Annotated in this window: 27 protein-coding genes; 12 read left to right on the top strand and 15 right to left on the bottom strand. The window is 60.3% G+C overall.

Annotated elements, in window-relative coordinates; genetic code table 11:
- Positions 1 to 34: 34 nt before the first annotated feature.
- Positions 35 to 532: a DUF2244 domain-containing protein gene (locus QO002_RS02430; protein ID WP_307233092.1), complete on the bottom strand. Its 498-nt coding sequence runs from the start codon at positions 530 to 532 to the stop codon at positions 35 to 37.
- Here QO002_RS02430 and nth point away from each other — a divergent pair.
- A complete protein-coding gene (gene nth, locus QO002_RS02425) occupies positions 531 to 1,334 on the top strand; it encodes an endonuclease III (protein ID WP_503128893.1) in 804 nt (267 codons plus the stop codon). The two genes, QO002_RS02430 and nth, sit on opposite strands and share 2 nt — an antisense overlap.
- Here the strand turns inward: nth and QO002_RS02420 are convergent, their stop codons facing one another.
- Together QO002_RS02420 and QO002_RS02415 are read right to left on the bottom strand one after the other, a co-directional pair.
- A complete protein-coding gene (locus QO002_RS02420; RefSeq protein ID WP_370878440.1) occupies positions 1,335 to 2,549 on the bottom strand; it encodes an MFS transporter in 1,215 nt (404 codons plus the stop codon).
- Between the two features lie 34 nt (positions 2,550 to 2,583).
- Positions 2,584 to 3,210, bottom strand: a complete 627-nt coding sequence (locus tag QO002_RS02415) for a TetR/AcrR family transcriptional regulator (protein ID WP_307226330.1) — start codon at positions 3,208 to 3,210, stop codon at positions 2,584 to 2,586.
- 141 nt (positions 3,211 to 3,351) lie between these two features.
- Between QO002_RS02415 and QO002_RS02410 the strand changes: the two genes are divergently transcribed.
- On the top strand, positions 3,352 to 4,344 hold the full coding sequence (locus QO002_RS02410) for an adenosine kinase (RefSeq protein ID WP_307226328.1): 993 nt from the start codon (positions 3,352 to 3,354) through the stop codon (positions 4,342 to 4,344).
- 12 nt (positions 4,345 to 4,356) lie between these two features.
- On the opposite strand, the gene QO002_RS02405 is transcribed toward QO002_RS02410, so the two are convergent.
- Positions 4,357 to 4,893: an SH3 domain-containing protein gene (locus QO002_RS02405; RefSeq protein ID WP_307226325.1), complete on the bottom strand. Its 537-nt coding sequence runs from the start codon at positions 4,891 to 4,893 to the stop codon at positions 4,357 to 4,359.
- A gap of 197 nt (positions 4,894 to 5,090) precedes the next feature.
- Between QO002_RS02405 and QO002_RS02400 the strand changes: the two genes are divergently transcribed.
- On the top strand, positions 5,091 to 6,095 hold the full coding sequence (locus QO002_RS02400) for a 2-hydroxyacid dehydrogenase (protein WP_307226323.1): 1,005 nt from the start codon (positions 5,091 to 5,093) through the stop codon (positions 6,093 to 6,095).
- 2 nt (positions 6,096 to 6,097) lie between these two features.
- Here the strand turns inward: QO002_RS02400 and QO002_RS02395 are convergent, their stop codons facing one another.
- Genes QO002_RS02395 through recF form a run of 3 tightly spaced genes read right to left on the bottom strand, consistent with a single transcriptional unit; the run spans position 6,098 to position 8,469 of the window.
- Complete coding sequence (locus tag QO002_RS02395) at positions 6,098 to 6,565, bottom strand: GNAT family N-acetyltransferase (RefSeq protein ID WP_307226321.1); 468 nt, start codon at positions 6,563 to 6,565, stop codon at positions 6,098 to 6,100.
- Positions 6,562 to 7,335: a molybdopterin-synthase adenylyltransferase MoeB gene (locus QO002_RS02390; RefSeq protein WP_307226319.1), complete on the bottom strand. Its 774-nt coding sequence runs from the start codon at positions 7,333 to 7,335 to the stop codon at positions 6,562 to 6,564. Before QO002_RS02390 ends, QO002_RS02395 begins: the two co-directional genes overlap by 4 nt.
- 9 nt (positions 7,336 to 7,344) lie before the next feature.
- Positions 7,345 to 8,469 (bottom strand): DNA replication/repair protein RecF, encoded by a 1,125-nt coding sequence (gene recF / locus QO002_RS02385; RefSeq protein WP_307226317.1) that lies wholly within the window; start codon positions 8,467 to 8,469, stop codon positions 7,345 to 7,347.
- A 162-nt stretch (positions 8,470 to 8,631) separates the two neighbouring features.
- On the opposite strand from recF, the gene QO002_RS02380 reads away from it, so the two are divergent.
- The 3 genes from QO002_RS02380 to QO002_RS02370 are packed head-to-tail and all read left to right on the top strand — an operon-like array spanning position 8,632 to position 11,817.
- Positions 8,632 to 9,096 (top strand): MarR family winged helix-turn-helix transcriptional regulator, encoded by a 465-nt coding sequence (locus QO002_RS02380; protein ID WP_307226315.1) that lies wholly within the window; start codon positions 8,632 to 8,634, stop codon positions 9,094 to 9,096.
- A complete protein-coding gene (locus tag QO002_RS02375) occupies positions 9,089 to 10,273 on the top strand; it encodes an HlyD family secretion protein (protein WP_307226313.1) in 1,185 nt (394 codons plus the stop codon). The genes QO002_RS02380 and QO002_RS02375 overlap by 8 nt, the downstream gene beginning before the upstream one ends.
- Positions 10,274 to 10,278: 5 nt before the next feature.
- Positions 10,279 to 11,817 carry a DHA2 family efflux MFS transporter permease subunit gene (locus QO002_RS02370; RefSeq protein ID WP_370878439.1) on the top strand — a complete coding sequence of 513 codons (1,539 nt, stop codon included), beginning with the start codon at positions 10,279 to 10,281 and terminating at the stop codon, positions 11,815 to 11,817.
- A gap of 29 nt (positions 11,818 to 11,846) precedes the next feature.
- Here QO002_RS02370 and QO002_RS02365 read toward each other — a convergent pair whose 3' ends face one another.
- The 5 genes from QO002_RS02365 to QO002_RS02345 all read right to left on the bottom strand — a co-directional run bounded on the left by QO002_RS02365 (position 11,847) and on the right by QO002_RS02345 (position 19,674).
- The gene (locus tag QO002_RS02365; protein ID WP_307226311.1) at positions 11,847 to 12,572 is read right to left on the bottom strand and encodes a glutathione S-transferase; all 726 of its coding nucleotides are present in this window, start codon (positions 12,570 to 12,572) and stop codon (positions 11,847 to 11,849) included.
- 140 nt (positions 12,573 to 12,712) lie between these two features.
- Positions 12,713 to 13,846: a molecular chaperone DnaJ gene (gene dnaJ, locus QO002_RS02360; protein ID WP_307226309.1), complete on the bottom strand. Its 1,134-nt coding sequence runs from the start codon at positions 13,844 to 13,846 to the stop codon at positions 12,713 to 12,715.
- Positions 13,847 to 13,994: 148 nt separating this feature from the next.
- Positions 13,995 to 15,098: an acyltransferase family protein gene (locus tag QO002_RS02355; RefSeq protein WP_370878438.1), complete on the bottom strand. Its 1,104-nt coding sequence runs from the start codon at positions 15,096 to 15,098 to the stop codon at positions 13,995 to 13,997.
- A 174-nt stretch (positions 15,099 to 15,272) separates the two neighbouring features.
- Positions 15,273 to 17,192, bottom strand: a complete 1,920-nt coding sequence (gene dnaK / locus QO002_RS02350; RefSeq protein ID WP_307226305.1) for a molecular chaperone DnaK — start codon at positions 17,190 to 17,192, stop codon at positions 15,273 to 15,275.
- Positions 17,193 to 17,436: 244 nt separating this feature from the next.
- Positions 17,437 to 19,674: a transglycosylase domain-containing protein gene (locus tag QO002_RS02345; RefSeq protein ID WP_307226302.1), complete on the bottom strand. Its 2,238-nt coding sequence runs from the start codon at positions 19,672 to 19,674 to the stop codon at positions 17,437 to 17,439.
- Between the two features lie 247 nt (positions 19,675 to 19,921).
- Between QO002_RS02345 and QO002_RS02340 the strand changes: the two genes are divergently transcribed.
- From QO002_RS02340 to QO002_RS02315, 6 genes are all read left to right on the top strand, one after another.
- Entirely contained in the window at positions 19,922 to 20,242 is a 321-nt protein-coding gene (locus tag QO002_RS02340) for a hypothetical protein (RefSeq protein ID WP_307226300.1), read from the top strand.
- 181 nt (positions 20,243 to 20,423) lie between these two features.
- On the top strand, positions 20,424 to 20,876 hold the full coding sequence (locus QO002_RS02335; RefSeq protein WP_370878532.1) for a DUF992 domain-containing protein: 453 nt from the start codon (positions 20,424 to 20,426) through the stop codon (positions 20,874 to 20,876).
- A 96-nt stretch (positions 20,877 to 20,972) separates the two neighbouring features.
- Positions 20,973 to 21,320 (top strand): hypothetical protein, encoded by a 348-nt coding sequence (locus QO002_RS02330; protein WP_307226296.1) that lies wholly within the window; start codon positions 20,973 to 20,975, stop codon positions 21,318 to 21,320.
- Positions 21,321 to 21,431: 111 nt separating this feature from the next.
- A complete protein-coding gene (locus tag QO002_RS02325; protein WP_307226294.1) occupies positions 21,432 to 21,629 on the top strand; it encodes a hypothetical protein in 198 nt (65 codons plus the stop codon).
- Positions 21,630 to 21,703: 74 nt separating this feature from the next.
- A complete protein-coding gene (locus QO002_RS02320; protein ID WP_307226292.1) occupies positions 21,704 to 22,099 on the top strand; it encodes a DUF1236 domain-containing protein in 396 nt (131 codons plus the stop codon).
- 96 nt (positions 22,100 to 22,195) lie between these two features.
- Entirely contained in the window at positions 22,196 to 22,678 is a 483-nt protein-coding gene (locus QO002_RS02315) for a VirB8 family type IV secretion system protein (RefSeq protein WP_307226290.1), read from the top strand.
- Positions 22,679 to 22,708: 30 nt separating this feature from the next.
- On the opposite strand, the gene QO002_RS02310 is transcribed toward QO002_RS02315, so the two are convergent.
- From QO002_RS02310 to QO002_RS02300, 3 genes are all read right to left on the bottom strand, one after another.
- Complete coding sequence (locus QO002_RS02310; RefSeq protein WP_307226289.1) at positions 22,709 to 23,680, bottom strand: lysylphosphatidylglycerol synthase domain-containing protein; 972 nt, start codon at positions 23,678 to 23,680, stop codon at positions 22,709 to 22,711.
- 112 nt (positions 23,681 to 23,792) lie between these two features.
- On the bottom strand, positions 23,793 to 25,172 hold the full coding sequence (locus tag QO002_RS02305) for a M20/M25/M40 family metallo-hydrolase (RefSeq protein WP_307226286.1): 1,380 nt from the start codon (positions 25,170 to 25,172) through the stop codon (positions 23,793 to 23,795).
- Positions 25,173 to 25,260: 88 nt separating this feature from the next.
- Positions 25,261 to 25,692, bottom strand: a complete 432-nt coding sequence (locus QO002_RS02300) for a MarR family winged helix-turn-helix transcriptional regulator (protein WP_307226285.1) — start codon at positions 25,690 to 25,692, stop codon at positions 25,261 to 25,263.
- Positions 25,693 to 25,767: the final 75 nt, after the last annotated feature.

Here is a 25,767-nt window from a genome sequence, read left to right as displayed (position 1 = left end):
ACTCCAGCCCCTTCGCTTCCACCCGTTTCTTGCCTCAGCGACGTTTGACGGTCGCCAGCGCACCGGAAAAGGCCTTGGCGAAGCTTTCCCGGTCGTCGCGATTGAGGAACATGCCGACATCGGTGACGCGGCGGCGATCGGCGACCTGCATGGAGACGATACCGATCTCGGAATGGCGGGAGATATTGAAGCGTGTCCAGAAGGGATTGAAGTTATGTTCGGTCATATGGCCGGTCGGCGTGAATTTCCGAACACGGACATCGGTGCGCGATACCGAGACTTCTTCGCGGGCGCGGGCGGCTCGATAGTTCAGCCAGAAGGCTCCGAACAGCAGCAGGTAATCGAGCCCAAAGAAGAAGACGACCGGCCAGGCGCCTATGACCACGAAGACGAAGATGTGCACAAGGCTCATCAAGCCAGCAATCAGGAAGAAGACCTTGAAGCCTTTTATTCCGAGCGAACGATAGGGAGTCAGCTCGGCCTCGAAAACCGGCTTCTCAGGGATCGCGATCTCGCCATTGCCATCGTTCATGGCTGCCAACTATAGATGGCTCATGAGAAACGTGAAGTCGAAAACAGCATCCGCGCCGGCAAAAACCCGCCCCGCGACGCCCGGTCGCGGCAAGGCGCCGATGAAGACCGCCTATAGCCGGGACGAGATTGAGGAAATCTTCCGCCGCTTTTCGATCCAGCGACCGGAACCGAAAGGCGAGCTTGAACACGTCAATCCCTTCACCCTGGTCATTGCTGTGGCCTTGTCGGCACAGGCGACCGATGCCGGCGTCAACAAGGCGACCCGGGCGCTCTTTGCCGTGGCCGATACGCCGGAAAAAATGGTTGAACTCGGCGAGGAAAAGGTTCGCGACTACATCAAGACCATCGGGCTCTATCGCAACAAGGCCAAGAACGTCATCGCGCTCAGTGAGAAGCTGATTGCGGATTTCGGTGGAGAAGTTCCCCGCACCCGAGAGGAATTGATCACCCTGCCCGGCGTCGGCCGCAAGACGGCGAATGTCGTCATGTCCATGGCTTTCGGTCAGGCGACCATGGCGGTTGATACCCATGTCTTCCGCATCGCCAATAGGCTCTGTCTGGCGCCGGGGAAAACCCCGGATGAGGTCGAGGACAATCTGATGCGGATCATTCCGGATCACTATCTCTACCATGCGCATCATTGGCTGATCCTGCACGGGCGCTACTGCTGCAAGGCCCGAAAGCCCGAATGTCAGCGCTGCGTGATCGCCGATATCTGCAAGGCAGCGGAGAAGACCAATGCCATCCCCGCACCTTTGGTTGAGCTACCCCAGCAGTTCACGGAACCGCCGCAGCCCTGATCAGCCTTTGTCACGCCCTTCCGTCAGGGAATAGGCGAGCGCTGTGAGTGGTAACGCAAGCCCGAAGGTCGATGCCGCCCACCAGCCGCCATCGGCATAGAGCCATGCTCCCACGGCCGAACCGATCGCGCCGCCGGCAAAGAACGTTGCCATATAGAGGCCATTCAGTCGGCTGCGATATTCGGGACCGAGGACGAAGATCGCGCGCTGGCCAAGGACGAGGTTGGTCGTCACCCCGAAATCGAGCAGGATCGCCGCGAAGGTCAGCAGCACCAGAGCGAGCATCGAGCCTGTGGGCGCGATGTGCGTGATCAGGAAGGCCACCGCGACAGAGGCCATCGCGGCGCGGCTTGCCCAATAGCTCCAGCCACGATCGGCCATGCGCCCAGCTATGGGTGCCGCGACCGCGCCCGCAGCGCCGGCGAGTGCAAAAAGCGCTATCTGGCCCTGCGACAGGCCGAATTCCGGCCCAGACAGCAGAAGCGGCGTCGTCGTCCAGAATAGGCTGAAGGCACCGAAGAGACAGGCCTGATAGAGCGCCCGGCGGCGCAGGATCGGCGTCGTTACCACCAACCGCCCCATCGAGGTCAGAAGGGCGCCATAGCCGAGGCCTGTCTTCGGCACGCGATCCGGCAAGGCCCGGCCGAGCACGACCATCAGGGCGACGAGCACGGCGGCGGAGATAAAGAAAACGGAATGCCACGGCAGGAACTCGGCAATGAAACTCGATACCGGCCGCGCGAGCATGATGCCAACCATCAGGCCGCTCATGACATTGCCGACGGTCGCACCGCGATGTTCCTCAGCCACCATATGGGCGGCATAGGGCACGATGATCTGCACCGCGACCGAGCCTATACCGATGAAGAGCGCTGCAGCGAGAAACTGCATGGGCGTATTCGCCAGACCTGCGGCAACGACGGCAAGGGTGCCGAGCCCGGTGATGACGAGGATGAGCCTGCGGTTTTCGAAGAGATCGCCAAGTGGCACGATCAGCAGCAGGCCCAGCCCATAACCGATCTGCGTCAGCGTGACGATGAGGCCGGCCGCGGCCGGCGTCAGACCCAGCGACGAACTGATCAAGCCGATCAACGGCTGCGCATAATAAAGATTGGCGGCAATCAATCCGCAGGCCGCAGCGAGCAGAAAGGTCATGGACGGCGAGAGCGATGCCGGCGGGGATTGCGCTGCATCGACGGCGGTTATGGTGGCCACGGAAAATCTCCAGTCTGGCGTTATCGGTGTTGCGTTAGCCGAGCATGGCCATGGCCACATCGACGATGCGGGCCATGTCTTCACGGCTACGGGAATCGGTCTTGCCGACAACACGCATGCCCTGTTGCAGGCAAAGCATGGTGCGGGCGGTTGCTTGAGCGTCGATCTCAACGCCAATCGAGCCATCCTGCTGTCCAAGGAGGATCAGATCCCGGAGCAGCCCCTCGTTCGAGGCGTGGGCTTCATCGACATCGCGGGCAGCAAGCGCATCTGTTGCGGCAAGTTCGGTTGCTGTGGCCACGACAAGACAGCCCCGCTGGCCGGAACCACCACAGGCCGCATCAGCATAAAAGCCAAGCACGGCACGGATTTTCTCGCGTCCGGTTCGTGCGTGTGCGATGGCACTCAACAGCAGGGTCCGGCGCACTTTCCGGTAACGCGCGAAGGCCGCAAGCAGAACGCCGCGTTTATCGTCGAAAGCCTTGTAGATGCTGCCGGTGGTCAGCCCCATCGCATTGGCGAGATCGCCGATCGACGTGCCGTGGTAGCCACGCTCGCTGAAGACAGCGATGGCGCCATCCAGCACCGCATCGACATCGAAAGCCCGTGGACGTCCGCGGGCGGGTTTGAGGAGATCGCAGGTTGCTGGGAGCGTGTTCATGGCGGCTATATAGGAAATGATCGTTTCCAAAATCAAGAAAAATCTACGCCCTTCGTACGATTTCAGCATTTGCGCTTCCCAAGACCCACAAATTCGCTATTACCGGATACCGGCTGAAGCATATTTTCCAGGCGGTTCCCCATGACGAAATTCGACGTGCTCACGGTCGGCAATGCGATTGTCGACATCATCGCCCGTTGCGAGGACGCATTTCTGGTTCACAACGGCATCATCAAGAGCGCGATGAACCTGATCGATGCCGAGCGCGCCGAGCTTCTCTACTCCCGCATGGGCCCGGCCCTCGAAGCCTCCGGCGGCAGTGCCGGCAACACGGCGGCGGGCGTTGCCAGTCTCGGGGGACGCGCCGCCTATTTCGGCAAGATTTCAAGCGACCAGCTGGGCGACATCTTCACCCACGACATTCGCGCCCAGGGCGTGCATTTCGAGACAAAGCCCCTTCCCTCGGAGCCGCCGACCGCGCGCTCGATGATCTTTGTCACGCCCGACGGCGAACGCTCGATGAACACCTATCTTGGCGCCTGTATCGAGCTCGGCCCGGAAGATGTCGAAGCCGATGTTGTCGCCGATGCCAAGGTCACCTATTTCGAAGGTTATCTCTGGGATCCGCCGCGCGCCAAGGATGCAATCCGCGAATGCGCCCGCATTGCCCATGCCAACGGTCGCGAAGTGGCGATGACGCTCTCCGACAGTTTCTGCGTTCACCGCTACCGTGCCGAATTCCTCGACCTGATGCGCTCCGGCACCGTCGATATCGTCTTCGCCAACCGGCAGGAGGCACTGGCGCTCTACGAGACGGAGGATTTCGATCTTGCCCTCGACAGCATCGCCAAAGATTGCAAGCTTGCGGCCGTGACGATGAGCGAGGAAGGCTCGATCGTCATTCGGGGCGGCGAGCGCGTTCGTGTTGAAGCAACGGAAATTGCAGAGGTCGTCGATACGACCGGCGCCGGCGATCTTTATGCGGCAGGTTTCCTGTTCGGCTACACCGCCGATCGTTCGCTTGCCGATTGCGGCAGGCTCGGCAGCCTTGCCGCCGGCATCGTCATCGAGCAAGTGGGACCGCGCCCGATGATTTCGCTTTCGGATGCAGCGAAAGAGGCGGGGCTCCTCTGAGCCCCCGCCGAGTTACTTGAAGGCTTCGCCCGGATAAGCGCCCCAGATTTCGGTTTGGGCGATCCAGCCCTCAGTGCCCTGAGCGTCCGCATGACACCAATCGCCATTGCACTCGCCGACATGCACGACGACGCCCGGCTGAAGACGCGCGATAATCGCAGCACTTGACTGGGGTTCCCGCCGCATGTTGACGAAGATATCATCGCCTTTGCTGCGCATCCATGGCGCGGTAATCGCCGTTCGGTCGCCGGAAAGCAGGGCCTGGTTGACCCAGCCCTCTGCACCGTCAGCATCGCGGATACGGCGCCAGTTATCATATTCCTGGATGATTTCGACCGGAACGCCGGAGCGCATATAGCGCCACGCGATCGCATAATCGACGCTCGGGCCGACGCGCAGATTGACGCTTTTCGACTTGAGGCTGACGAAACGTGGCAGCGGCAGACCGCTTGCGCCCTTGGCGGCCTGAGCAAAGGCCGGCGCGGCAACGCTTGCACAACCGGCCAGAACGACCGCGGCGAGAACGAACCTGGAGAGGACCTTACGCATGACGAATCCGTTTTTTCCAAAACAATCAGAAGCTTGCAGGCAAAAATCAGATCGGCGCGATAACTCGCAAACAATTCGCCGGAGAAGTTTCAGAGTTTCGTTTGTCTTCCGCACCGGGTCTGGTAGAAAATGCACTGCAGGGAGAACGATCACTCATCTTGGTTAAGAACCCGTCAACAAGCACAAGACAGGCATAGATGACCGCGAAGAAAAAGCCCAAGGTCTATATCACCCGCAAGCTGCCGGATGTCGTGGAAACGCGCATGCGCGAGCTGTTCGACGCCGAACTCAATATCGACGATGCGCCGCGCAGCCAGCCGGAACTGGTGGCGGCCGTCAAGCGCGCCGACGTGCTCGTGCCGACCCTTACCGACCGAATTGATGCTGCCCTGATCGAGCAGGCCGGACCGCAGCTGAAGCTGATCGCCAGCTTCTCCAACGGCGTTGACAACATCGATGTCGATGCCGCCGCCCGTCGCGGCATAACGGTCACCAATACGCCAAACGTACTGACCGAGGACACCGCCGACATGACGATGGCGCTCATTCTCGCCGTGCCGAGACGGCTGATCGAGGGTGCCAATATCCTCACCGACAAGAAGGGCGAATGGGCCGGGTGGTCTCCGACCTGGATGCTCGGCCGTCGCCTTGCGGGAAAACGCATCGGTATCGTCGGCATGGGCCGTATCGGCACCGCCGTTGCCCGCCGCGCCAAGGCCTTCGGGCTTTCGATCCATTACCACAACCGCAAGCGTGTCAGCCACGAGACTGAGGAAAAGCTGGAGGCGACCTATTGGGACAGCCTCGACCAGATGCTCGCCCGTGTCGATATCATCTCGGTCAACTGCCCCTCGACGCCCGCAACCTACCATCTCCTGTCGGCTCGGCGTCTCGCGCTGATGCAGCCGACAAGCTACATCGTCAACACCGCGCGCGGCAGCATTGTCGATGAGGCGGCGCTGATCAAATGCCTGCGAGAGGGCAAGATTGCCGGCGCCGGGCTCGACGTTTTCGAAAACGAGCCGGCCGTCAATCCGAAGCTCGTCAAGCTCGCCGCCGAAGGCAAGGTCGTGCTCCTGCCGCATATGAGTTCGGCGACGCTCGAGGGACGTGTGGATATGGGCGAAAAGGTCGTGATCAACATCCGGACCTTCTTCGACGGGCATCGCCCGCCGGACCGCGTTCTTCCGAACAGGGTTTGAATTCAGAGGGCCTTGCGCATCTCGATGTAGGTCGCGCGCGTGAAACCAGGATGTGCGCGTTCTGCCGTCGTTCGGAAGCCCCAGCGGCTGAAGATCGCATGGTTCTCAATAAGCTCGATACGAGTCTGAAGCCGCAGCTGTGGCAGACCCAGAGTTTCGGCTGTGTGGATTGCTGTATCGAGAAGTGCGCGACCAATCCCCCTGCCCTGCATGGTCGGATCGATTGCCAGTTTGCCGATGTAGAGACAATCTGGTTCCGGGTTCAGGAAAACGCAGCCGAGGATCTGCCCCTGCTCCACAGCGACATAGGCGATTTCCGTTGCTGCCTTTTCGCGCAAGGAAGAGACGTTCAGAAGATGCGCCGACGATGGCGGATCGATCCGCGGCTCCATATAGGCGAACGCGGCCAGGATCAGCGACAACAAGTCTTCCAAAGCCGTAAAGCCGTCGTTGATGCGCTCGATTATCATTCTACCTCGTGCGGTGCGCGCCGCCTGTAGCGGATCGTTTCGAAACGCGCGGCCACGGCATCATAGAGAAGAAGTCGTCCGATCAAGGGCGCTCCGGCTTCCGTAATCAGCTTGATCACTTCCATAGCCTGCAATGTACCGATGACGCCGGTTAGCGCGCCGACAATCCCGGCCTCGGCGCATGACGGCACCACACCCGGTGCCGGTGGTTCTGGAAAAAGATCGCGGTAGCGCGGGTTAAGCCGCCCATCCGGTCCTTGCACCCACGGGCGAAGTACAGTCAGGGAACCGTCAAACCGGCCGACGGCACCGGTCACGAGAGAGATTTCCATCCGCTCCGCCACATCGGCCACGAGATAACGCGTCTCGAAATTGTCGGACCCGTCCACCACGATGTCATAGCCGGAGAAAATGCGCTCCGCGTTGGAAGCGTCAAGACGCTCCGCGTGCGTGACCACTGCGACATGCGGGTTGATCCGCGTCATGGCATCTTCGGCGCTTTCCACCTTGGGCTTGGAAATATCCGGCGTGCCATGGATGATCTGGCGCTGCAGATTGGAGAGAGAAACCTCATCGTTATCGACGATAGCGATCGTGCCCACGCCAGCGGCGGCTAGATAGAGCAACACCGGCGCGCCCAGCCCTCCTGCACCGATAACGAGGACACGCGCCGCCTTCAGCTTCTGCTGTCCCACCCCGCCAACTTCCGGCAGGACGATATGGCGGGCGTAGCGTTCGATTTCGTCAGGACTGAGCGGGGAAGTGGACATGATATAGCTTCACTCGGAAACGGCGCCGTTGGCAACCGTGAGGTAACGGGCTCGATCGCCAAGCGCGGAAAACATCGCGCGATCCGTACCGGTCATGAAGGCCTGACCGCCGAGCCCATCGACGAGATCGAACAGTGCGGCCCGCCGGCCTTCATCGAGATGGGCGGCAATTTCATCGAGAAGCAACACGGGGGCGTGGCCAGTGAGATTGGCGACGAGGCGGGCGTGGGCAAGCACCAGGCCGACGAGAAGCGCCTTTTGCTCTCCAGTGGAACAACGTGCTGCTTCCATGTCCTTGGCGCGGTGGCGAATGAAGAGATCGCTGCGGTGAGGGCCTTCCAGTGTTCGGCCTGCGGCGGCGTCGCGGTAGCGTCCGGTCTGCAGCATGCCGAGATATTGCTCCTCCAGGTCCACGGCGGGGCGATGCCATTCGCCGTCCAAGAACCCGGAAAGGGCAAGGCTGGCTGCGGGAAATGCGCTGCCCTCTCCGTTTTGCTCGATCAAGGTCGCGAGCAGGCCCAGCATTTCGTGGCGGGCATGGGCCATCGACACACCAAGTTCTGCCATCTGCCGCTCCAGCCCCGTCAGCCACGCAGGATCGGGTCGCGGCTCGGAAAGCAACTTGTTGCGGCTTCGCATGGCTCGCTCGTAGTCGGTCGCCCGACGGCCGTGCTCAGGATCAAGCGAGAGAACGAGACGATCCAGAAATCGGCGGCGATCGCCGGAACCACCGGTAAAAAGGCCATCCATGGCCGGTGTCAGCCAGAGTATCCGCAGATGATCCAGCAGTTCATCGACACTTTTGGCCGTCGTGCCATTGATCCGCAGACGGCGCGACTGCCCCTCCTCGCCACCCAGTGTGCCGGTGCCGAGCTCGACACTGCCGTCCATCCCTTCCAATTCGGTAAAGACCGAGAAACCACCATCCGACCCGACACGCGCGACATCGCCATAGGCGGCGCGGCGCAGCCCCCGGCCCGGAGACAGGAAGGACACCGCCTCCATCAGGTTGGTCTTGCCTGCCCCGTTCTCTCCCGTCAGCACCACATGGCGCTCATCGAGATCGAGCGCGAGCCCCGCATAGTTGCGGAAATCGGCAAGCTTCAGGCGGGTAAGGAAAACCTTGTGCGGCATGGTCTGTCCGGTTGCACTTCACGGGCAGAGCTATGCCGCCTTGGGCTGGATGGCAAGACGCAAGAGGGCATGAATAAAAATTGCGGCGCCGCAGAGAGGTGATTGCGCAGACGCAGCAATTGAATTATGGGTGCTTAAATTAAGGATGCTTAAGATATTTCGATGAGCCTCAATCCACCGACCCTCGGTTTCCTTCTGCATGACGTTGCCAGGCTCTTGAGAAAGCGCTTCGAGCAGCGTGCGCGGGATATTGGCCTTACTCGTTCCCAGTGGCAGACGCTTGCCTATCTTTCGCGGAACGAAGGTATCCATCAAAGCGGGCTCGCGGAGCTGCTGGAGATCGAGCCCATCACCCTGATGCGTGTCCTGGAAAAGCTTACCGAGCGCGGTTTCATCGCGCGCAAGCGGCACGAGACCGACCGACGTATCTGTCTCCTCTATACAACGGAGGAAGCCCGCGCGCTTCTATCAGACATGCGCGCCATCGGTGACGCAACGCGCAGCGAAGCGCTCGATGGCATCTCCGACGACGATCGGGACCGGCTCGTCATCATCCTCGATCTTATGAAGTCCAACCTCCTCCAGGCCTGCCGCGCGCCGGCTGATAAAGAAACACACCATGGCTGAACCTACCTCCCTTCGCGTCCCTGCCAATGTCAATGAAACCGTGGAAACGGTCGCGGAAGCGCCGGCTACATCAGCGGCTGCCCTGCCCGTTCCGGCTGCAGAGCCCGTGCGCCGCAAACGCAGCGTTAAGCGTCCGGTGCTGTTTGCGCTGCTGCCGATCGCGCTCGTCGCCGGTGGCTACTACTACGTAACCGGCGGCCAGATCATGGAAACGGACAACGCCTATCTTCAGGCCGACATGGTCGGTGTGTCGACCGACGTTGCCGGCATTGTCGCTTCTGTCGATGTTCAGGAAAACGAGGCCGTGAAAACCGGTCAGGTATTGTTCCAGTTGAAGTCGGACAGCTTCCGCATCACGCTCGAAGGCGCCCAAGCAAAGCTGGAAGCCGCCCGCAACCAGCTCCTGAACCTCAAGGCCGGCTATAAGCAGACCCTGGCGCAAATTGCCCAGGTGGAAGCCGACATCCCCTACTACCAGACCGTCCTTGAGCGCCAGGAGAAACTGATCTCCAACGCCGCCGCGTCCCATGCCACCTATGACGAGGCAAAGCACGATCTCGATGCCGCCGGACAGAAGGTTTCGGTCGCCAAGGCCCTGGCGGAAGGGACGCTGGCACAACTCGGCGGCAATGCCGACAAACCGATCGAAACGTATCCGGCCTATCTCGAGGCGAAAGCCGACGTCGATGACGCCCAGCGCGAACTCGATGATACGGTCGTGCGCGCGCCTTTCGACGGCGTTGTCACCAATGTCAACGCGCTTCAGGTCGGCAGCTATCTCGAAGAGGCCCAGCAGGGCTTTTCGCTGGTCTCCACCAGCAACATGTGGATATCGGCCAATCCGAAGGAAACCGAGCTGACCTATGTGAAGCCCGGGCAAACCGTGTCGATCAGCGTTGATGCCTATCCGGGCGAGGAATGGACCGGCAAGGTCGCGAGTGTCAGCCCTGCCTCGGGTGCCAGCTTCTCGCTCCTGCCGGCCCAGAACACCTCAGGCAACTGGGTCAAGGTCGTTCAGCGCATTCCCATGCGTGTTTCCATCGACCCCGCAGAAGGTAAGCCGCCACTCCGTGTCGGTATGAGCGCTGTCGTCGAGATCAACACCGGCCACGCGCGCGGTCTGCCAGACAGCATCGCGAAGCTCCTTGGCCAGTTTACGGCCCACGCGCACGAGTAAAGCCGATGACACCCACCGCAGCCGCCACGGCACCGGTCGCCAATCGCGGCGCGATCACGGCCTGCATCATCCTGGCCGTGATCATGCAGGCGCTCGACACCACGATCGCCAACGTGGCACTGCCCTATATCCAGGGTAGCGTTGCCGCCAGCGCCGATCAGATCAACTGGGTGCTGACGTCCTATATCGTCGCGGCCGCGATCATGACACCGCCGTCGGGCTTTCTTGCCGCGAAATTCGGCCGCAAGCGCGTTCTGATGGTCGCCATTGTCGGCTTCGTGGTCGCCTCGATCCTCTGCGGGCTCGCGCAGTCGCTCTCCCAGATCGTTGGCTTCCGTCTGTTGCAGGGGCTTTTTGGCGCGGCCCTCGTGCCGCTTTCGCAAGGCATCCTGCTCGACATCTATTCCGTCGAGGAACGTGGCTCGGCGATGGCCCTGTTCGGCGTCTCGGTCATGGTCGGGCCGGTGCTTGGGCCCGTCATCGGCGGCTGGCTCACCGATAATATCAGCTGGCGCTGGGTATTCTATATCAACATACCGATCGGCGCGCTCGCCCTTGCCGGCATCAGCATCTACGTGAAGGAAACCAAACTCGACAGCCTCGCCAAGCTCGACTGGTTCGGCTTCGGCATGCTGAGCCTTGCAATCGGTTCGCTGCAGCTTTTTCTCGACCGCAGCGGCCAGCTCGACTGGTTTTCCTCGGGCGAGATCATTCTTGAGGCGATTGTCTGCGCCAGCGCCTTCTACCTGCTGATCGTCCACACCCTGACGGCCGAAAAGTCGTTCATCAATCCGCGGCTGTTCCTCGACCAGAATTTTACCGTCAGCATGCTGTTCATCTTCGTGATCGGTGTCACCTATCTTGCTTCTCTGGCGTTGATGACACCTTATCTGCAATCGCTGATGGGCTATCCGGTCATCACCGCCGGCATTGTCATGGGACCCCGCGGGCTTGGAACTATGCTGTGCATGTTCGTCGTCGGACGGCTGATCGGCAAGGTCGATACCCGCATCCTGCTGTTCATCGGCCTGGGGATCACCGCCTGGGCGATGTACGACATGATAGGCTGGACGCCTGATGTCTCGCAATGGACGATCGTTTCGGTCGGCTTCGTGCAGGGCGCCGGGCTCGGCTTCCTTTTCGTGCCGCTAACCACCATCGCCTTTGCGACCCTTCCCGCCCATATGCGCGGCGATGGCACAGGCCTCTACAATCTCTCGCGCAATATCGGGTCGAGCGTCGGCATTGCCGTGGTCGCAGCCCTTCTCGTCGAGAACACCCAGGCCAATCACGAAACGATCGGCGCAACGGTGACGCCGTTCAACCACGCCTTTCAAGCGACTGCCGCCCAGGGCCTCAGCCCCTTTACCGAAGCCGGGCGCGCTTCCCTCGACAGCATCATCACGCTGCAGGCGACGATCATCGCCTACATGAACGATTTCAAGCTGCTGATGATCATGTCGCTCTCGGTCATGCCGCTGGTGTTCCTGCTGCGCAAGCCCAAGGCTCCGCCAGCCATCGACCATAGTGCTGTGATGGAATGAGAGGGTGCGAGGCGGCGAACCTTTCGCCGTCACGGCCTGTTCAGGACATCAAGCTCCGGATAGTGGCGGAAAATGCCGGATTGATTGAAAGCAAGCCGCCGTTCTGAGCCAAGATAGGCGCTGATCGTCGGCAGTTGCGATACGCGGTCATGCAGTGCAATCAGCCGCTGATAGCGCGCGCCGTCGCCCTCCATGGCCTGCGGAAAGGCGTAGCGCAGTCCCTCGACAAGATGGAAGAGCGACAGGTCGATATAGGAAAAACTGCTCCCGACCGCGTGATCCGACTTCGGGTTGTGGGCCAGAACCTTTTCGAAATAGCCTAGAAATTTGGGCAGCCGCTCCGCGACGAATGTCTCGGAACGACGTTTCGCCTCATCCTTCTGCTCCTCGTAATAGAGCGATGTACCTATCGGATGATGGCAATCGTGAACTTCGGCGACGAAATCGGTGATCGTCAGTTGCAGACCGTTGGCAGTCAGTCGCTCGATCTCGCTTTCTGGCGCCAGACCCAGCCGACTGCCGAGATAAAGAAGAATGTTGGCGACATGGGAGACAAGGATCTCTCCATCCTTCAGGAAAGGCGGCGCGAAGGGTACGACATTCGCATTTTCGCCCTTCATCAGAGCAAGCAGCTGTTCCGTGCCACCGTTCATGCGTGCGACATCGACATAATCCGCCCGCGCATATTCAAGCGCCAGACGAACGAATTCGCCCCGTCCCGGAATGCCGTCCCAATAGTAAAGTTCGTAGGCCATGTCACCCCCGCTATCGTTTCATCCTCATCAGAGAACAAAGCTAAGCGAGGGAAATGGTTCCGGAAAGGGTGCCTGCGTAAAAGAACAAGGCCGGAAACCCGAGCTTCCGGCCTTGAAAAACGTCTTGTCCCGAAAGGAGATCAATCGCTAAGCGTGTCGAAGAAGTCTTTCATGCGGGAAAAGAAACCCGAGGATTCAGGGTTATTTTCTTTGGAGGAAATTTCCTCGAACTCCTTGAGCAGCTCACGCTGGCGCTTGGTGAGCTTCTGCGGCGTTTCGATCTGGATCTGGATATAGAGATCGCCCACCTGGGTCGAGCGCAGCACGGGCATGCCCTTGCCTTTGAGACGGAACTGTTTGCCGGCCTGGGTTCCTTCCGGAACCGATACACGGGACTTGGTGCCATCAAGGGTCGCCACGTCGAACTTGCCCCCAAGGGCCGCCGTCGTCATCGAGATCGGCACGCTGCAATAGAGATCGGCCCCGTCGCGCTGGTAGAAGGCATGCGGCTTGACCGACAGGAAGATATAGAGATCGCCGGAAGGACCGCCGCGCAGGCCGGCCTCGCCCTCACCCGACAGACGAATGCGGGTACCATCCTCAATGCCCGAGGGAATGTTGACCGACAGCGAACGTTCTTCCGTTGTACGGCCCTGGCCGTGACATTTGGAGCAGGGATCGGAAATCGTCTGGCCGCGGCCGTGGCAGGTCGGGCAGGTGCGCTCGATCGAGAAGAAGCCCTGGGCGGCGCGCACGCGACCGGAACCCTGACAGGTGACACAGGTCGAGGGCTTGGTGCCCGGCTTTGCGCCGGTGCCGGTGCAGACATCGCAGGTGATCGAGGTCGGAACCCGGATCTGCGCCGTCTTGCCGGCGAAGGCTTCTTCAAGGCTGATTTCCATGTTGTAGCGCAGATCGGCGCCGCGCTCACGGCCGCCCGAGGAGCGACGCTGGCGCCCACCACCCATCATCTCGCCGAAGATATCCTCGAAGATGTCGGAGAAGCCACCGGCACCCATGCCGGCACCACCGCCGCCACCCATGCCGCCATGCTCGAAGGCAGCATGGCCATAACGATCATAGGCCGCTCGTTTCTGCGGGTCCTTCAAAGTCTCGTAGGCTTCGTTGATTTCCTTGAACGTCTTTTCGGATTCGGCGTCACCGGGGTTCTTGTCCGGATGATATTTCATCGCCAATTTGCGGAAGGCGCTTTTCAGCTCCTTCTCGTCCGCCGTTTTCGCAACGCCGAGCGTTTCGTAGAGATCACGTTTCATTCGTGCAGGTTGTCCTGTTGAATAGACGCGCCGAGCCCGGCCGTCCGGTGGTCGCCTGATTTCCTTGCAACAGGATTTAGTGAACCTTCAAGCGCGATACCATAGCCAATACTGCTGACATGCGGTTTTTTGCCTCAAAATCGACAGTTCAGGCCGGGGCGTTGCGCCGCTGCACCTTGCCGGCAGCCTCTGGTTCGCCAAAGAGCCGGTTGAGGCGTTCACTGACGGGCTTTTCGAAGTACCGATCCGATGCCATGGCAAGGAATATTGTCGCAACCATGGGCACGATCCAGAAGACATAGAAGCTCATGACCTCGAGCGGTGCGAGGAAATGCTGCCAGACGATGGCAAGCAGGATCGTCTCAACCATGGGGTGGATCAGGTATATGCCGAAAGACGCGCGGCCCGCCGGAGAGAAGACAGAGAGCCACTCCGCGTCAGCAGGATTGTTACGCTCGGCAAGGGCTGCAAAAAACATGGACAGGGCAAGCAGGAAGACCGTGACATAGGACGGCCAGAGCAGCAGCATGCCGACAATCGAGATTGCAAACACGCCCCAGGCCGGCAGATGCGAGCGCAATTGCCAGCGGCTGTCGCGGGCGCACATCATGACCACGCCGCCGACCGCAAAATCGGCAAAGGCGCGATAGGCGCCCCAGGTATCCGCCTGGAGCCAGCTGTCGAACGGGATGATGCCGGCGGCTGTTGCAACTTCCAGCGCGATAACACTCAGGACAGCGAGCGTAGCAAGACCCACAAGGCCGCCGCGCCGGATCACCAAAACGTAGACCGGCAGCAGAAGATAGCAGAACCACTCGGCTGAGAGCGACCAGGCGACATAGTTGAAACTGAGATTTTCCGTCGTTCCCCATGCCTGGACGAGCAACAGGTTCTGCCAGAGCAGATTGTAGTCATAGCGCTCAGCCTGGGTCGATTCCACCATACCGAGATGCAGGGCAATGGCGACGACGACGAAAAAGACCGATGTCACCAGATAGAGGGGATAGAACCGCGCAAGTCGCCGAACGATGAAACGCCGGTAACCTGCAGTGTCCTTCAACCGGTCGCCGTATCGCAGCAGGATCAGGAAGCCCGAGATCATGAAGAACATGTCCATCAGCGGCAGCAGCCGATGAAGAACTTCGCCGGCGGCAAACTGCTGGGGTGTACCTGGACCGAAGCGGAGGAAATGATAAGCCATCACCAGGAGCGCGGCCATCAGTCTCCATGTCTCGAAGATGCGGAAATGCACGCGACGTCATCCCCTGCAGAAAAGCGCCAATCCGGAAGCCAGCCCGTGGACCATACTTCCAGCTGAAGAAGCCTATCAGCACTCTCTCAAACAACTGTTAATGGGTTGATCGCGGCCAAAAAAAAGCTCCGGAGCGTGTGGCGCTCCGGAGCTCGATCATTCAGTTGATGAAGATCAGGCCGACTTCTTGTCGTCGTCGTTGATCTCTTCGTAGTCGGCATCGACGACATTGTCGCCATCGCGGGCAGCATCGGCGGCAGCGTCGGCGTGGGCGCTTTCAGTCTGCTGGGCCTCATACATGGCCTGACCGAGCTTCATGGATGCTTCCATGAGGGTCTGCGTCTTGGTCTTGATGTCTTCAGCATCCGGCTCGGATGCTTCGACAGCCGTCTTCAGGCTGGCGATCGCATCCGAAATCGCATTGCGGTCGGCTTCGGTGACCTTGTCGCCAAACTCCTTCAGGGACTTTTCCGAGGAGTGGATCAGGCTTTCGGCCTGGTTCTTGGCTTCCACGCCCTCACGGCGCTTCTTGTCAGCCTCGGCATTGGCTTCCGCGTCCTTGACCATCTTCTCGATGTCGGCGTCGGACAAGCCGCCCGATGCCTGGATGCGGATCTGGTGCTCCTTGCCGGTGCCCTTGTCCTTGGCCGAAACCTGCACGATGCCGTTGGCGTCGATATCGAAGGTGACTTCGATCTGCGGTACGCCACGCGGTGCAGGCGGGATGCCGACGAGGTCGAACTGGCCGAGCAGCTTGTTGTCGGCTGCCATTTCACGCTCGCCCTGCGAGACGCGGATGGTGACGGCCGACTGGCTGTCTTCCGCCGTCGAGAAGGTCTGGCTCTTCTTCGTCGGGATCGTCGTGTTGCGCTCGATCAGACGGGTGAAGACGCCACCGAGGGTTTCGATACCGAGCGACAGCGGGGTCACGTCGAGGAGCAGCACGTCCTTGACGTCGCCCTGGAGAACGCCGGCCTGGATGGCGGCGCCGAGAGCGACGACTTCATCCGGGTTGACGCCCTTGTGCGGCTCCTTGCCGAACAGCTGCTTGACGACTTCCTGTACCTTCGGCATGCGGCTCATGCCGCCGACCAGAACGACTTCGTCGATCTCGGCTGCGGTGACGCCGGCATCCTTGAGGGCTGCCTTGCACGGCGCAACGGTACGCTGAACCAGATCATCAACCAGGCTTTCGAACTTGGCGCGCGACAGCTTCATGGTCAGGTGCTTCGGACCGGAAGCGTCTGCCGTGATGAACGGCAGGTTGATTTCGGTCTGCTGCGAGGACGAGAGCTCGATCTTGGCCTTTTCAGCAGCTTCCTTGAGGCGCTGCAGAGCCAGCTTGTCGTTCTTCAGGTCGATGCCCTGGTCCTTCTTGAACTCGCCAGCCAAGTATTCGACCAGACGCATATCGAAGTCTTCACCACCGAGGAAGGTGTCGCCGTTCGTCGACTTCACTTCGAAGACGCCGTCGCCGATTTCGAGAACCGAGATATCGAAGGTACCGCCACCCAAGTCGTAAACGGCGATGGTCTTGCCGTCCTTCTTGTCGAGGCCGTAAGCAAGTGCAGCAGCCGTCGGCTCGTTGATGATGCGCAGGACTTCAAGACCGGCGATGCGGCCGGCATCCTTGGTTGCCTGGCGTTGCGCGTCGTTGAAGTAGGCTGGAACGGTGATGACGGCCTGCGTGACCTTTTCACCGAGATAGGATTCGGCGGTTTCCTTCATCTTCTGAAGGATCATGGCAGAGACCTGAGACGGCGAATATTTTTCGCTGTGCGCAGCGACCCACGCATCGCCGTTGTCGCCCTTGACGATCTTGTAGGGAACGAGACCCTTGTCCTTTTCCACGAGCTTGTCGTCGTAACGGCGGCCGATGAGGCGCTTGACGGCAAACAGCGTGTTTTCAGGGTTGGTGACGGCCTGGCGCTTGGCTGGCTGACCAATCAAGCGCTCGCCGTCGTCGTTGAATGCAACGATCGAAGGGGTCGTGCGCGCACCTTCAGCATTTTCAATGACCTTCGCGTCCTTGCCGTCCATGACGGCGACGCAGGAGTTGGTCGTTCCCAAGTCGATACCGATTACTTTAGCCATGTCGTTCTCTCCTTGCAGCGGACTGTCGGAACCCGGTCAGGCATTCATGGGACAGCCCCTAACGGGATGGTCTGTGATGGGCCGCGATCGATGACCGCGGTGATGGGGCGTATATAAGGAGGGGTTTTGGGGACTGCAAGGCATTCGAGGCGGGGAAAACAGGCAAAAACTGACCAAACACCCGCGCCGCATGCGCCCGTTAAAATTTACGGTAACGCGGCGCTCTCTCGGCGAGGCAATCCCGTCAGCCGCCGGTCAGGATATCGAACAATGTCGTGCGCCGGCTCGTGGCTCCTGTCGTCTGGCCGACATCGGCAGGGGGCACCAGACCGGAACCATTGCCCTGCGGCGGAAACTGTGCCGCCTGATTGCCGTCCCCCTGCGGACGATCCGGAAACTCACCGGCCGGCGCACCCCCGAAATTGCCCGAAATCACGTCGCCGATCGTCGCAGGCGGCTGGCCGTTCTGGTCGAAAACAGGCTGCACGCCGGCCGTTCCGAAGATCGGAGACGGCGAAAGTCCTTCATGGGCAGCCGCCATATATTCATGCCAGGCCTTGGCGGGAAGACCGCCGCCGGTCACCTTCTTCATCGACTTGCCATCGTCGTTGCCAAACCAGACGCCGGTCGTCAGGTTGCTGGTAAAGCCTACAAAAAGAGCGTCCCGGAAGGATTGAGTCGTGCCGGACTTGCCGGCAGCTTCCCAACCCTTCAGCCGGGCATTCTTGCCCGTGCCATGATCGATGACGCCGAGCATCATCTGGTTCATTTCGCTGACAACCTCCGGGTCGAGTACACGCGGCGGGCTGTCATAGGTGTTTTCATACAGCACCGTGCCGTCGGCAGTCGAAATGCGGCGAATGATGTGCGGCGTCGCCTTGAACCCGCCATTCATGAACGGCGCATAGGCAGATGTCAGCTCGAGCAGGCTGACCTCCGATGTTCCGAGCGCAATCGACGCATTGGACTGAAGCTCCGATTCGATGCCGAGCCGGTGCGCCAGCTTGATGACATTCTGCGGCCCGACTTCCATGACAAGCTGTGCAGCAATCGTATTGAGAGAATTGGCGAGCGCCTCGGCGAGCGAAACCTCGCCGCGATATTTCTGGTCGTAATTTTCAGGCGTCCAGTTTCCGATGCGGACCGGCCCATCGTTGCGCACCGACATCGGCGTGCGACCTATTTCCATTGCGGCCGCATAGACGAAGGGCTTGAAGGCCGAGCCTGGCTGACGTTTGGCTTTCACGGCACGGTCAAACTGACTGGTGGCATAGTCCCGTCCGCCGACGATCGCCCGAATTGCGCCAGTGCCATCCACCGAAACCAGCGCCGCCTGCGAAACATTCAATTTCTCGCCCTCGGCGTCGAGGCTCGCCGCCAACGTCTCTTCGGCCTTCTTCTCAAGCGTCAGATCGAGAGTGGTATCGACGATCAGATCCTGATCGACCTTGCCGATCATTCCCGGCAGCTGGTCCATCACCATGTCGGCGGCATAATATTGCGCGCCCGACCAGAAGCTCTTTGCCTTTGTCGGCGGTTGCGACATGGCGGTCTTGATCTCGGAATCCGAGATATAACCTTCCTCCCGCATCGCGCCGAGCACGACTTGGGCGCGCGCTTCGGCGGCCTTGGGATCGCGCGCGGGGGAAAGGCGTGACGGCGCTTTGAGCAGACCGGCGAGCAAGGCTGCCTCGCCAAGGTTCACGTCGCGGGCGGACTTGTTGAAGTAGCGCCGCGAAGCTGCCTCGACGCCATAAGCGTTTGAGCCGAAGAACACCCGGTTCAGATACATCGTCAGAATCTGGTCCTTGGTGTATTTCTGCTCCAACCAGAAGGCGAGGAGCACTTCCTGCACCTTGCGCTCCAGCGTACGCTCGGGTGACAGGAACATGTTCTTGGCAAGCTGCTGGGTGAGAGTCGAGCCGCCCTGCACCATGCGCCCGGTGGTCAGGTTGGTGACCATGGCGCGGGCAAGACCAAGCGGATCAACGCCGAAATGCGAATAGAAGCGCCGGTCCTCAATGGCGACCACAGCCTGCGGAATGTAGGGCGACATTTCTTCCAGCGAGAGCGCCTCGCCGCCGGTTACGCCGCGATTGGCAAGAATCGTGCCATCGACTGCGAGAATCTTGACGTTCGGCGGCCGTTCTGGAATAGCCCAGCTCGTCGCGCTCGGCATGCGTGAGCCGTAGTAGATGACAAGGCCGCCGACCCCGATCGCGCCCCATATGCCGAGAACGACGCACCAATAGATCATCCTTCTGACAGGACCGAAGAAGCCGCCGCCGGAACCGCGCTGTCGCCGGCTCGTCTTCCTGGCGGGTGTTTTGCGGGATGATGATTTGCCTGCAGGCTTCGCAGATGCTTTTCGGCTCCCGCCCGACACACGTTCACCGGCACCGATGTTCAGGGAATCGCCATCGGTTGCCTCCTCTTCAAAGGAGGGCTCCATTCTCTGCCGTGATCTGTTGTGTGATGCCATGCCGAGGCAGTCTGCTCCCGAAACTGGGGTTAAAGAGGCCGTTTATGGCCCGCTTGAGCGATCCGATGGACTCTAAATGCGGCGATTTAAGGTGTGGTTAAGAACTTGCAAACGGATTTCCCAAAGTTCTCAACCACTTCGCTACAACAGTTTTCGGCGCCTGAAAAATGCCTGGATATACTGGATTTGATGCGCGGAACCAACGCGAGAGCTGATCGTTCTCCTTCGTCAACTGGAGAACACAGCCATGGCTATCGAATCAACCCGTGACCTCGATGCACTGCGCGAAGAGGTCGCTCGTCTCTCAAAAATCGTCAGTGCCCAGAGTGCCGAAGCCTATTCCGACCTTCGCGACCGGGCTTCCAGCGTCGCAGATGCCGCGGCGCCGGTTGCCCGCAAGGCAGCCGCCGTTGCTAAGGCCGAGGGCAGCGCCATCGCGCAGACAGCTCGCGAACATCCCGCAGCAGCCGGCTCGGTGGTTTTCGTTGCGGCGGCAGCCGGCATGGTGATCGGTTACATTCTCGGCGCTGCATCCCAACCGGAACCGCCGCGCCGCCGCTATTGGTAAAACGGAACACAACAATTGGCGGGGCCGATCAAGGCCCCCTGAAATGACCTGCACCGGCCTTGGTGGAAATAAGGCACACGCTATATAATCAATCCGGGCAGGGCTGAACCCTAAGGAGAACCCAATGAACAGGACCATCGCGACAGTCGTTGCCGCAGCATCTTTGGCGCAAGCCTTTGCAATGGCGGCCAATGCCGCCGATCCGGTCGCCACCTACCGGGAGGCGGACGACTATAACGGCGTCAAAATCGGCATGCTGACCTGCAATGTCGGTGGCGGTGTCGGCTATGTTCTCGGATCCGCCAAAAATCTTGACTGCGTCTTCAACTCGACCACCGGCAAGCAGGATCGCTATACCGGTGTCATCCGCAAGATAGGCGTGGATCTCGGCTTCACGACGCAGGGCAGCCTGGCTTGGGCTGTGTTTGCACCCACCGCCGGCTATCATCGCGGCTCGCTCGGCGGTCTCTATCAGGGCGCCACGGCTGAAGCGACGGTCTTTGCCGGCATCGGAACCAATATCCTCATCGGGGGTACGTCTGGCTCCATCCAGCTCCAGATCATCAGCGTAACCGGACAACTTGGTCTCAATGTCGCGGCCACGGGAACCTCGGTCACCCTGACGCCCAGCTGACAATCAGCCGCAGGGGCGCTTGACACACAGCAGGCCTTCCGGCGTTTATTTCGGCTGGTGCGCATCCCGCACCGGCCGAAATCTTATAGGGATCCAATGAAGCGCGTGACGGGCAAGCTTGAAGGTGAATTTCATCAGGAGATGCTGGCCATCTATGATCGATGCGCCAAGATCGGCTTTCGTCCGGTGCTGCTGCGCCGTTTCGTCCTGCTGAAAGGCGGGGTTGCCGCCGCCCGCGCCCTTCTGGAACAGCCGGGAACGACCGGTCTGGAACGGCTACAGCAGCACGGCATGGCCGCTATCTCCATGGAAGCACTGATCCTCGATCCCCGATACGAACTGCTCTTCACTGCACAGGAACGCAAACTGGCCACCACGCTTCTGGCGGCACGCACGGCGTCGCGCTCTCGGGGTCGCCTCAACGCAGTTGCCGACCGGACGTAAGTCCATCCGGGTCGCGTTTGAAGAGCCGATCGGGAACCATCGCGGTTCCATCCCGTTCCTTTTTCGAGCGTCGTTTCAAGACGCATAGCCCGCTCGAAAAGGAGAAGCATCATGCCAAATCGTGATCCGCTGCCGGCGCCTTCGTCGGAAACCCCACGCGGCCCCCAAACGACGCCAGGTGTGCCCGATCGCAGCCAGGATAAGCCAGCAACGCCGCCGATCCTTGATGACAGCGACAGCAAGAATCCGAACGACCCGACGCTTGAGCCGGCCCTCCTGCCGATCGGCGATCCCGCCGGCATGGCGTGATTTTTTTCGGAACGAACCGCCATCACGGGCATTTACCGCTCCATGGCTAGACAAAAAATCGAAAGGAGTTGGCCATGAAGACCAAGATTATGATCCTCGCCGCAGCAACGCTGGGCATGACGTCGACAGCAGCACTGGCCCAGGAAGGCACCGTCACCGGTGCCGCTGGCGGTGCAGTTACAGGCGCGATTGTGGGCGGCCCCGTCGGTGCCGCGGTCGGTGGTGTCGTGGGCGCAATCGCTGGCACGGCCGTCGATCCGCCGCCGCAGCGCGTCGTGACCTATGTTCAGCAGCAACCGGTTGCGCAATCCGTCGTGGTGCAGCAACCCGTTGCCATTGGCAAGCCGATTCCCTCGGATGTAGTGCTGGCCCCGGTCCCGGAAGACAATCGCTACGCTTATGCGATCGTCAACAACCAACGCGTGATCGTTGATCCGCAGACCCATACGGTCGTGCAGGTCATCCAGTAAACGTGAATACTATCTATTCTCAGAAGGCGGCCTCTCATACGATGCCGCCTCCTTTGCTGTCCGGCTTCGAGAACCCAGAAAATCGAGGAAGTTTCCATGTATCAGCGTCTTCTTCTTGCTCTCTGCCTATTCGCTTATCCCGCCATCTGTGCGGCACAGGAGCCCGCCTATAGCGATGATCGTTCGGACGGGGCGGCCCTTGTGCGCTCGCTCTACAACGCCATTGCCCGCAAGGAATATGCCCGCGCCTACAGCTATTTTTCCGACAAGAGCGCCCTGGCGGACTATCGGACTTTCGCTGAGGGTTATGCCGACACCGTGACGGTCGAGGTTAAGACGGGCACTGTCACGCCCGAAGGTGCAGCCGGCAGTCTTTATATGCCGGTACCGGTCGCGGTTCGCTCTGTCGACAAGGCGGGCAAGGAACATTTCTTTGCCGGCTGCTACGTGACACGCATGGCGGATGCAGCCATCCAGGAGCCGCCTTTTACCCCCTTGCTGATCGACAGCGCCGAACTGGAAGAAACCGACGGCCCGCTCGACACTGCCGTTCCGGCAAAGTGCCACCCACCATCATGACGGCGGGGAGCACGGCGGCGTAGGGAGTGCCTACCGCTCTGCGTTTTCTGCCGGAACCGTCCTCTCCCGCTGCCGCTCGGCGACATATTGCGATCGTTCAAAGACGATTACGACGCCAAGCGCCATGATGAAGGGAATGATCAGGTAGAACAGCCGGAAAATGGCAAGCGCAGCAAGAACCGCGGCCGGGTCCATTTCCGGCAGGGCCGCGATGAAGACCAGCTCCAGCACTCCCAAACCACCTGGAGCATGGGACAGCAGTGCGGCGGAAAATGAGGCGAGGAAGACCCCGAGAACGATCAGGAAACCAGGGTTCCCTTCGATCGGCAGCGCAAAGTAGATGATTGCACCCGCACCAATCAATTCCAGTGGCGCGATGAAAAGCTGCTTCAGCGCCAGAGTGGGCTTGGGATACTCCAGCCGAAACCAGCTCGTTTTCACGGGGTGAAACCCGATCAGGCTTCCGACCAGGTAAAGTCCGATCAGCGCAAGGATGATCAATGCTGTGGAAATCGAGGCCTCGACCGGCAGGAAGGATGCAAAGCGTGTCGTGATATCCGGTTCCAGCAGAAGCACGATCGCTGAGAGCAGCAATGTTCCGAGCGCGAAGGTGAAGGAACAAAAGGCGACGAGAATGCCTGTCTCCCCGGCAGAAAGCCCTTTTGCTCCGTATGCACGGTATCGAACCACCGCACCGGAAAAAACCGAAGCCCCGACGGTATGGGAAAGGGCATAGGCGGTAAACGAGCAGACGGTAATGAATGTAAGCGAGATATGGCGGCCCAGATGCTCCAATGCGAGATGGTCATAGGCCGCGAGTGCTGCGTAGGCGAGAAGCGTAGCGCAGGCAGCGAGAACCCATTGGCCGCTTGAAACCGCCTCCAGGCTCACCAGCACGTCCCTGATCGAGAGACCTTGCAGCTCGTGATAGAGGCCGTACAGGGAGAAGAGAATGGCAGCCAATCCGATGACCGGCCAGACGAACTTGCGCGCGGTCCTCATGTGGCCAGATATTTCAAAGGCTGTCTCAGGCGGTAATCCATCCACAAATGAGACCATCCCCGGCCGACAGGGTCAAGTCATGGCCGGGGAAGCAGCGGCGCTTTGCCGTTAATCAGGCGGCAATCGCATCCAGGATGCGTATCCAGGAGCGGATGCCCTTGTGGAACGACTGCAGTTCGTACTTCTCGTTTGGCGAATGGATACGGTCGTCTGAAAGACCGAAGCCGACAAGCAGGGATTCCATGCCGAGCATCTTCTGGAAATCGCCGACGATCGGGATCGAGCCGCCCATGCCGATGATGACCGCCGGCTTCGGCCACTCGTCCGACAGCGCGCTTTTGGCCGTGTTCAGAAGAGCCGAATCATAGGGAAGCTGGATGGCCGGCGAACCGCCATGGGGATGGAACTCCACCGAACAATCGGCGGGGATTATTGAGCGGACATAGGCGCGGAATGCTTCGCGGATCTTGTCCGGGTTCTGCTGGCCGACGAGCCGGAAGGATACTTTCGCAGAGGCCTTGGCTGCGATCACGGTCTTGAAGCCTTCCCCGGTATAGCCGCCCCAGATACCGTTGACTTCGGCTGTCGGACGCGCCCAGGTGAGTTCGAGAACTGAACGGCCCTTTTCACCGGATGGAACGGAAAGGCCGATCTCGCCGAGGAATTTTTCGGCCGTCAGGCCGAGCGTTTCCCAGGCGGCCTTGATCTGGCTCGGCGTTTCCTCGACACCCTCATAGAAGCCATCGAGTGTTACGCGACCCTGGTCGTCATGAAGACCGGCAAGCGCCTTGGTCAGAATATGGATAGGGTTTGCGGCAGCACCACCGAAATAACCGGAATGCAGGTCGCGGTCGGCAGCGGTGACCACGACTTCTTCGCCGACAAGGCCACGCAGGCCGGCGGAGATCGCCGGGGTATCGCGGTCCCACATGCTGGTGTCGCAGACGAGGGCGTAATCGGCCTTGAGTTCGGCAGCATTGGCCTCAAGGAATGGCTTCAGCGACGGCGAGCCGGATTCCTCTTCGCCCTCGAACAGGATCGTCACCTTGCAGGGAAGCGAACCCGCCGTTTCTTTATAGGCGCGGCAGGCTTCGACGAAGGTCAGAAGCTGACCCTTGTCGTCGGCTGTGCCGCGGCCGGTGATGACCTTGCTGCCGTTCAGCTCCTTGATCGTCGGCTCAAACGGAGCGGTATCCCAAAGCTCGATAGGATCGACCGGCTGGACGTCGTAATGGCCGTAAAACAGCACATGCGGCGCGTCCGGCTTGCCGCCCTCGTGGTGGGCGACGACCATTGGATGGCCGGGCGTGTCGCGGACAGAGGCGGTAAAGCCGAGGCTGACAAGTTCCGCCACCAGCCATTCGGCCGCCTTGCGGCATTCGCCCTTATAGGCCGGATCGGTCGAGATCGACTGGATGCGCACCAGCTCGAACAGCCGTTCCAGGCTTGCGTTGAGATTGTCGTCTGCGCGGGAAAGAACGCTTTGCGTCATGATACGAATCCTTTTGGTTCCGGCGGAACCTAGACAAAGACGGGGCCGGCTTTAAGCAAAAACTTTTGATCGATCCATTCGCGGCACGCTATTCACGCGCACTGTTGGCAATCGCCATGCGCATATATTCCAGCATCAGTTCGCGCTCGAAACGGCGGAACCCTGAGAAAAGCGACTGGTCGGCGGCTATCGCGGCCTCCTTCGCCTCGCTTTCCATCTCGCGCGCCCGTTCGGTCAGAAAAATCTGCTGCGCGCGGCGATCCGTCGGGTGACGACGACGCACGACCAAGCCGTCGCGCTCCATGCGCGAAAGCGTATTGGCCATGGTTGCCTGTTCGATATCGAGACGGTCGATGAGCTGCTTCTGGGTCAACCCTTCCTCGCTCCATAATTCCAGGAGGACGGGAAACTGGCCGGGCGCGAAGCCGAGTTTATGGCCTCTCTCCTGCAAGGCGCGGGAGAAATTTTTTGCCAGCAGACTGGCCAGGTATGTCGCAGAATCCATTCTGTCGAAGGCCATGATATATGGGTACGCCCCCAGCCGTTTGATGACAAGTTACATTGACGTAACACGGCTCTTTGACAGGCTTTTCAC

This window comes from Pararhizobium capsulatum DSM 1112, assembly GCF_030814475.1.
GTDB lineage: Bacteria > Pseudomonadota > Alphaproteobacteria > Rhizobiales > Rhizobiaceae > Pararhizobium > Pararhizobium capsulatum.
This window is presented reverse-complemented; position numbering and strand designations above follow the sequence as displayed.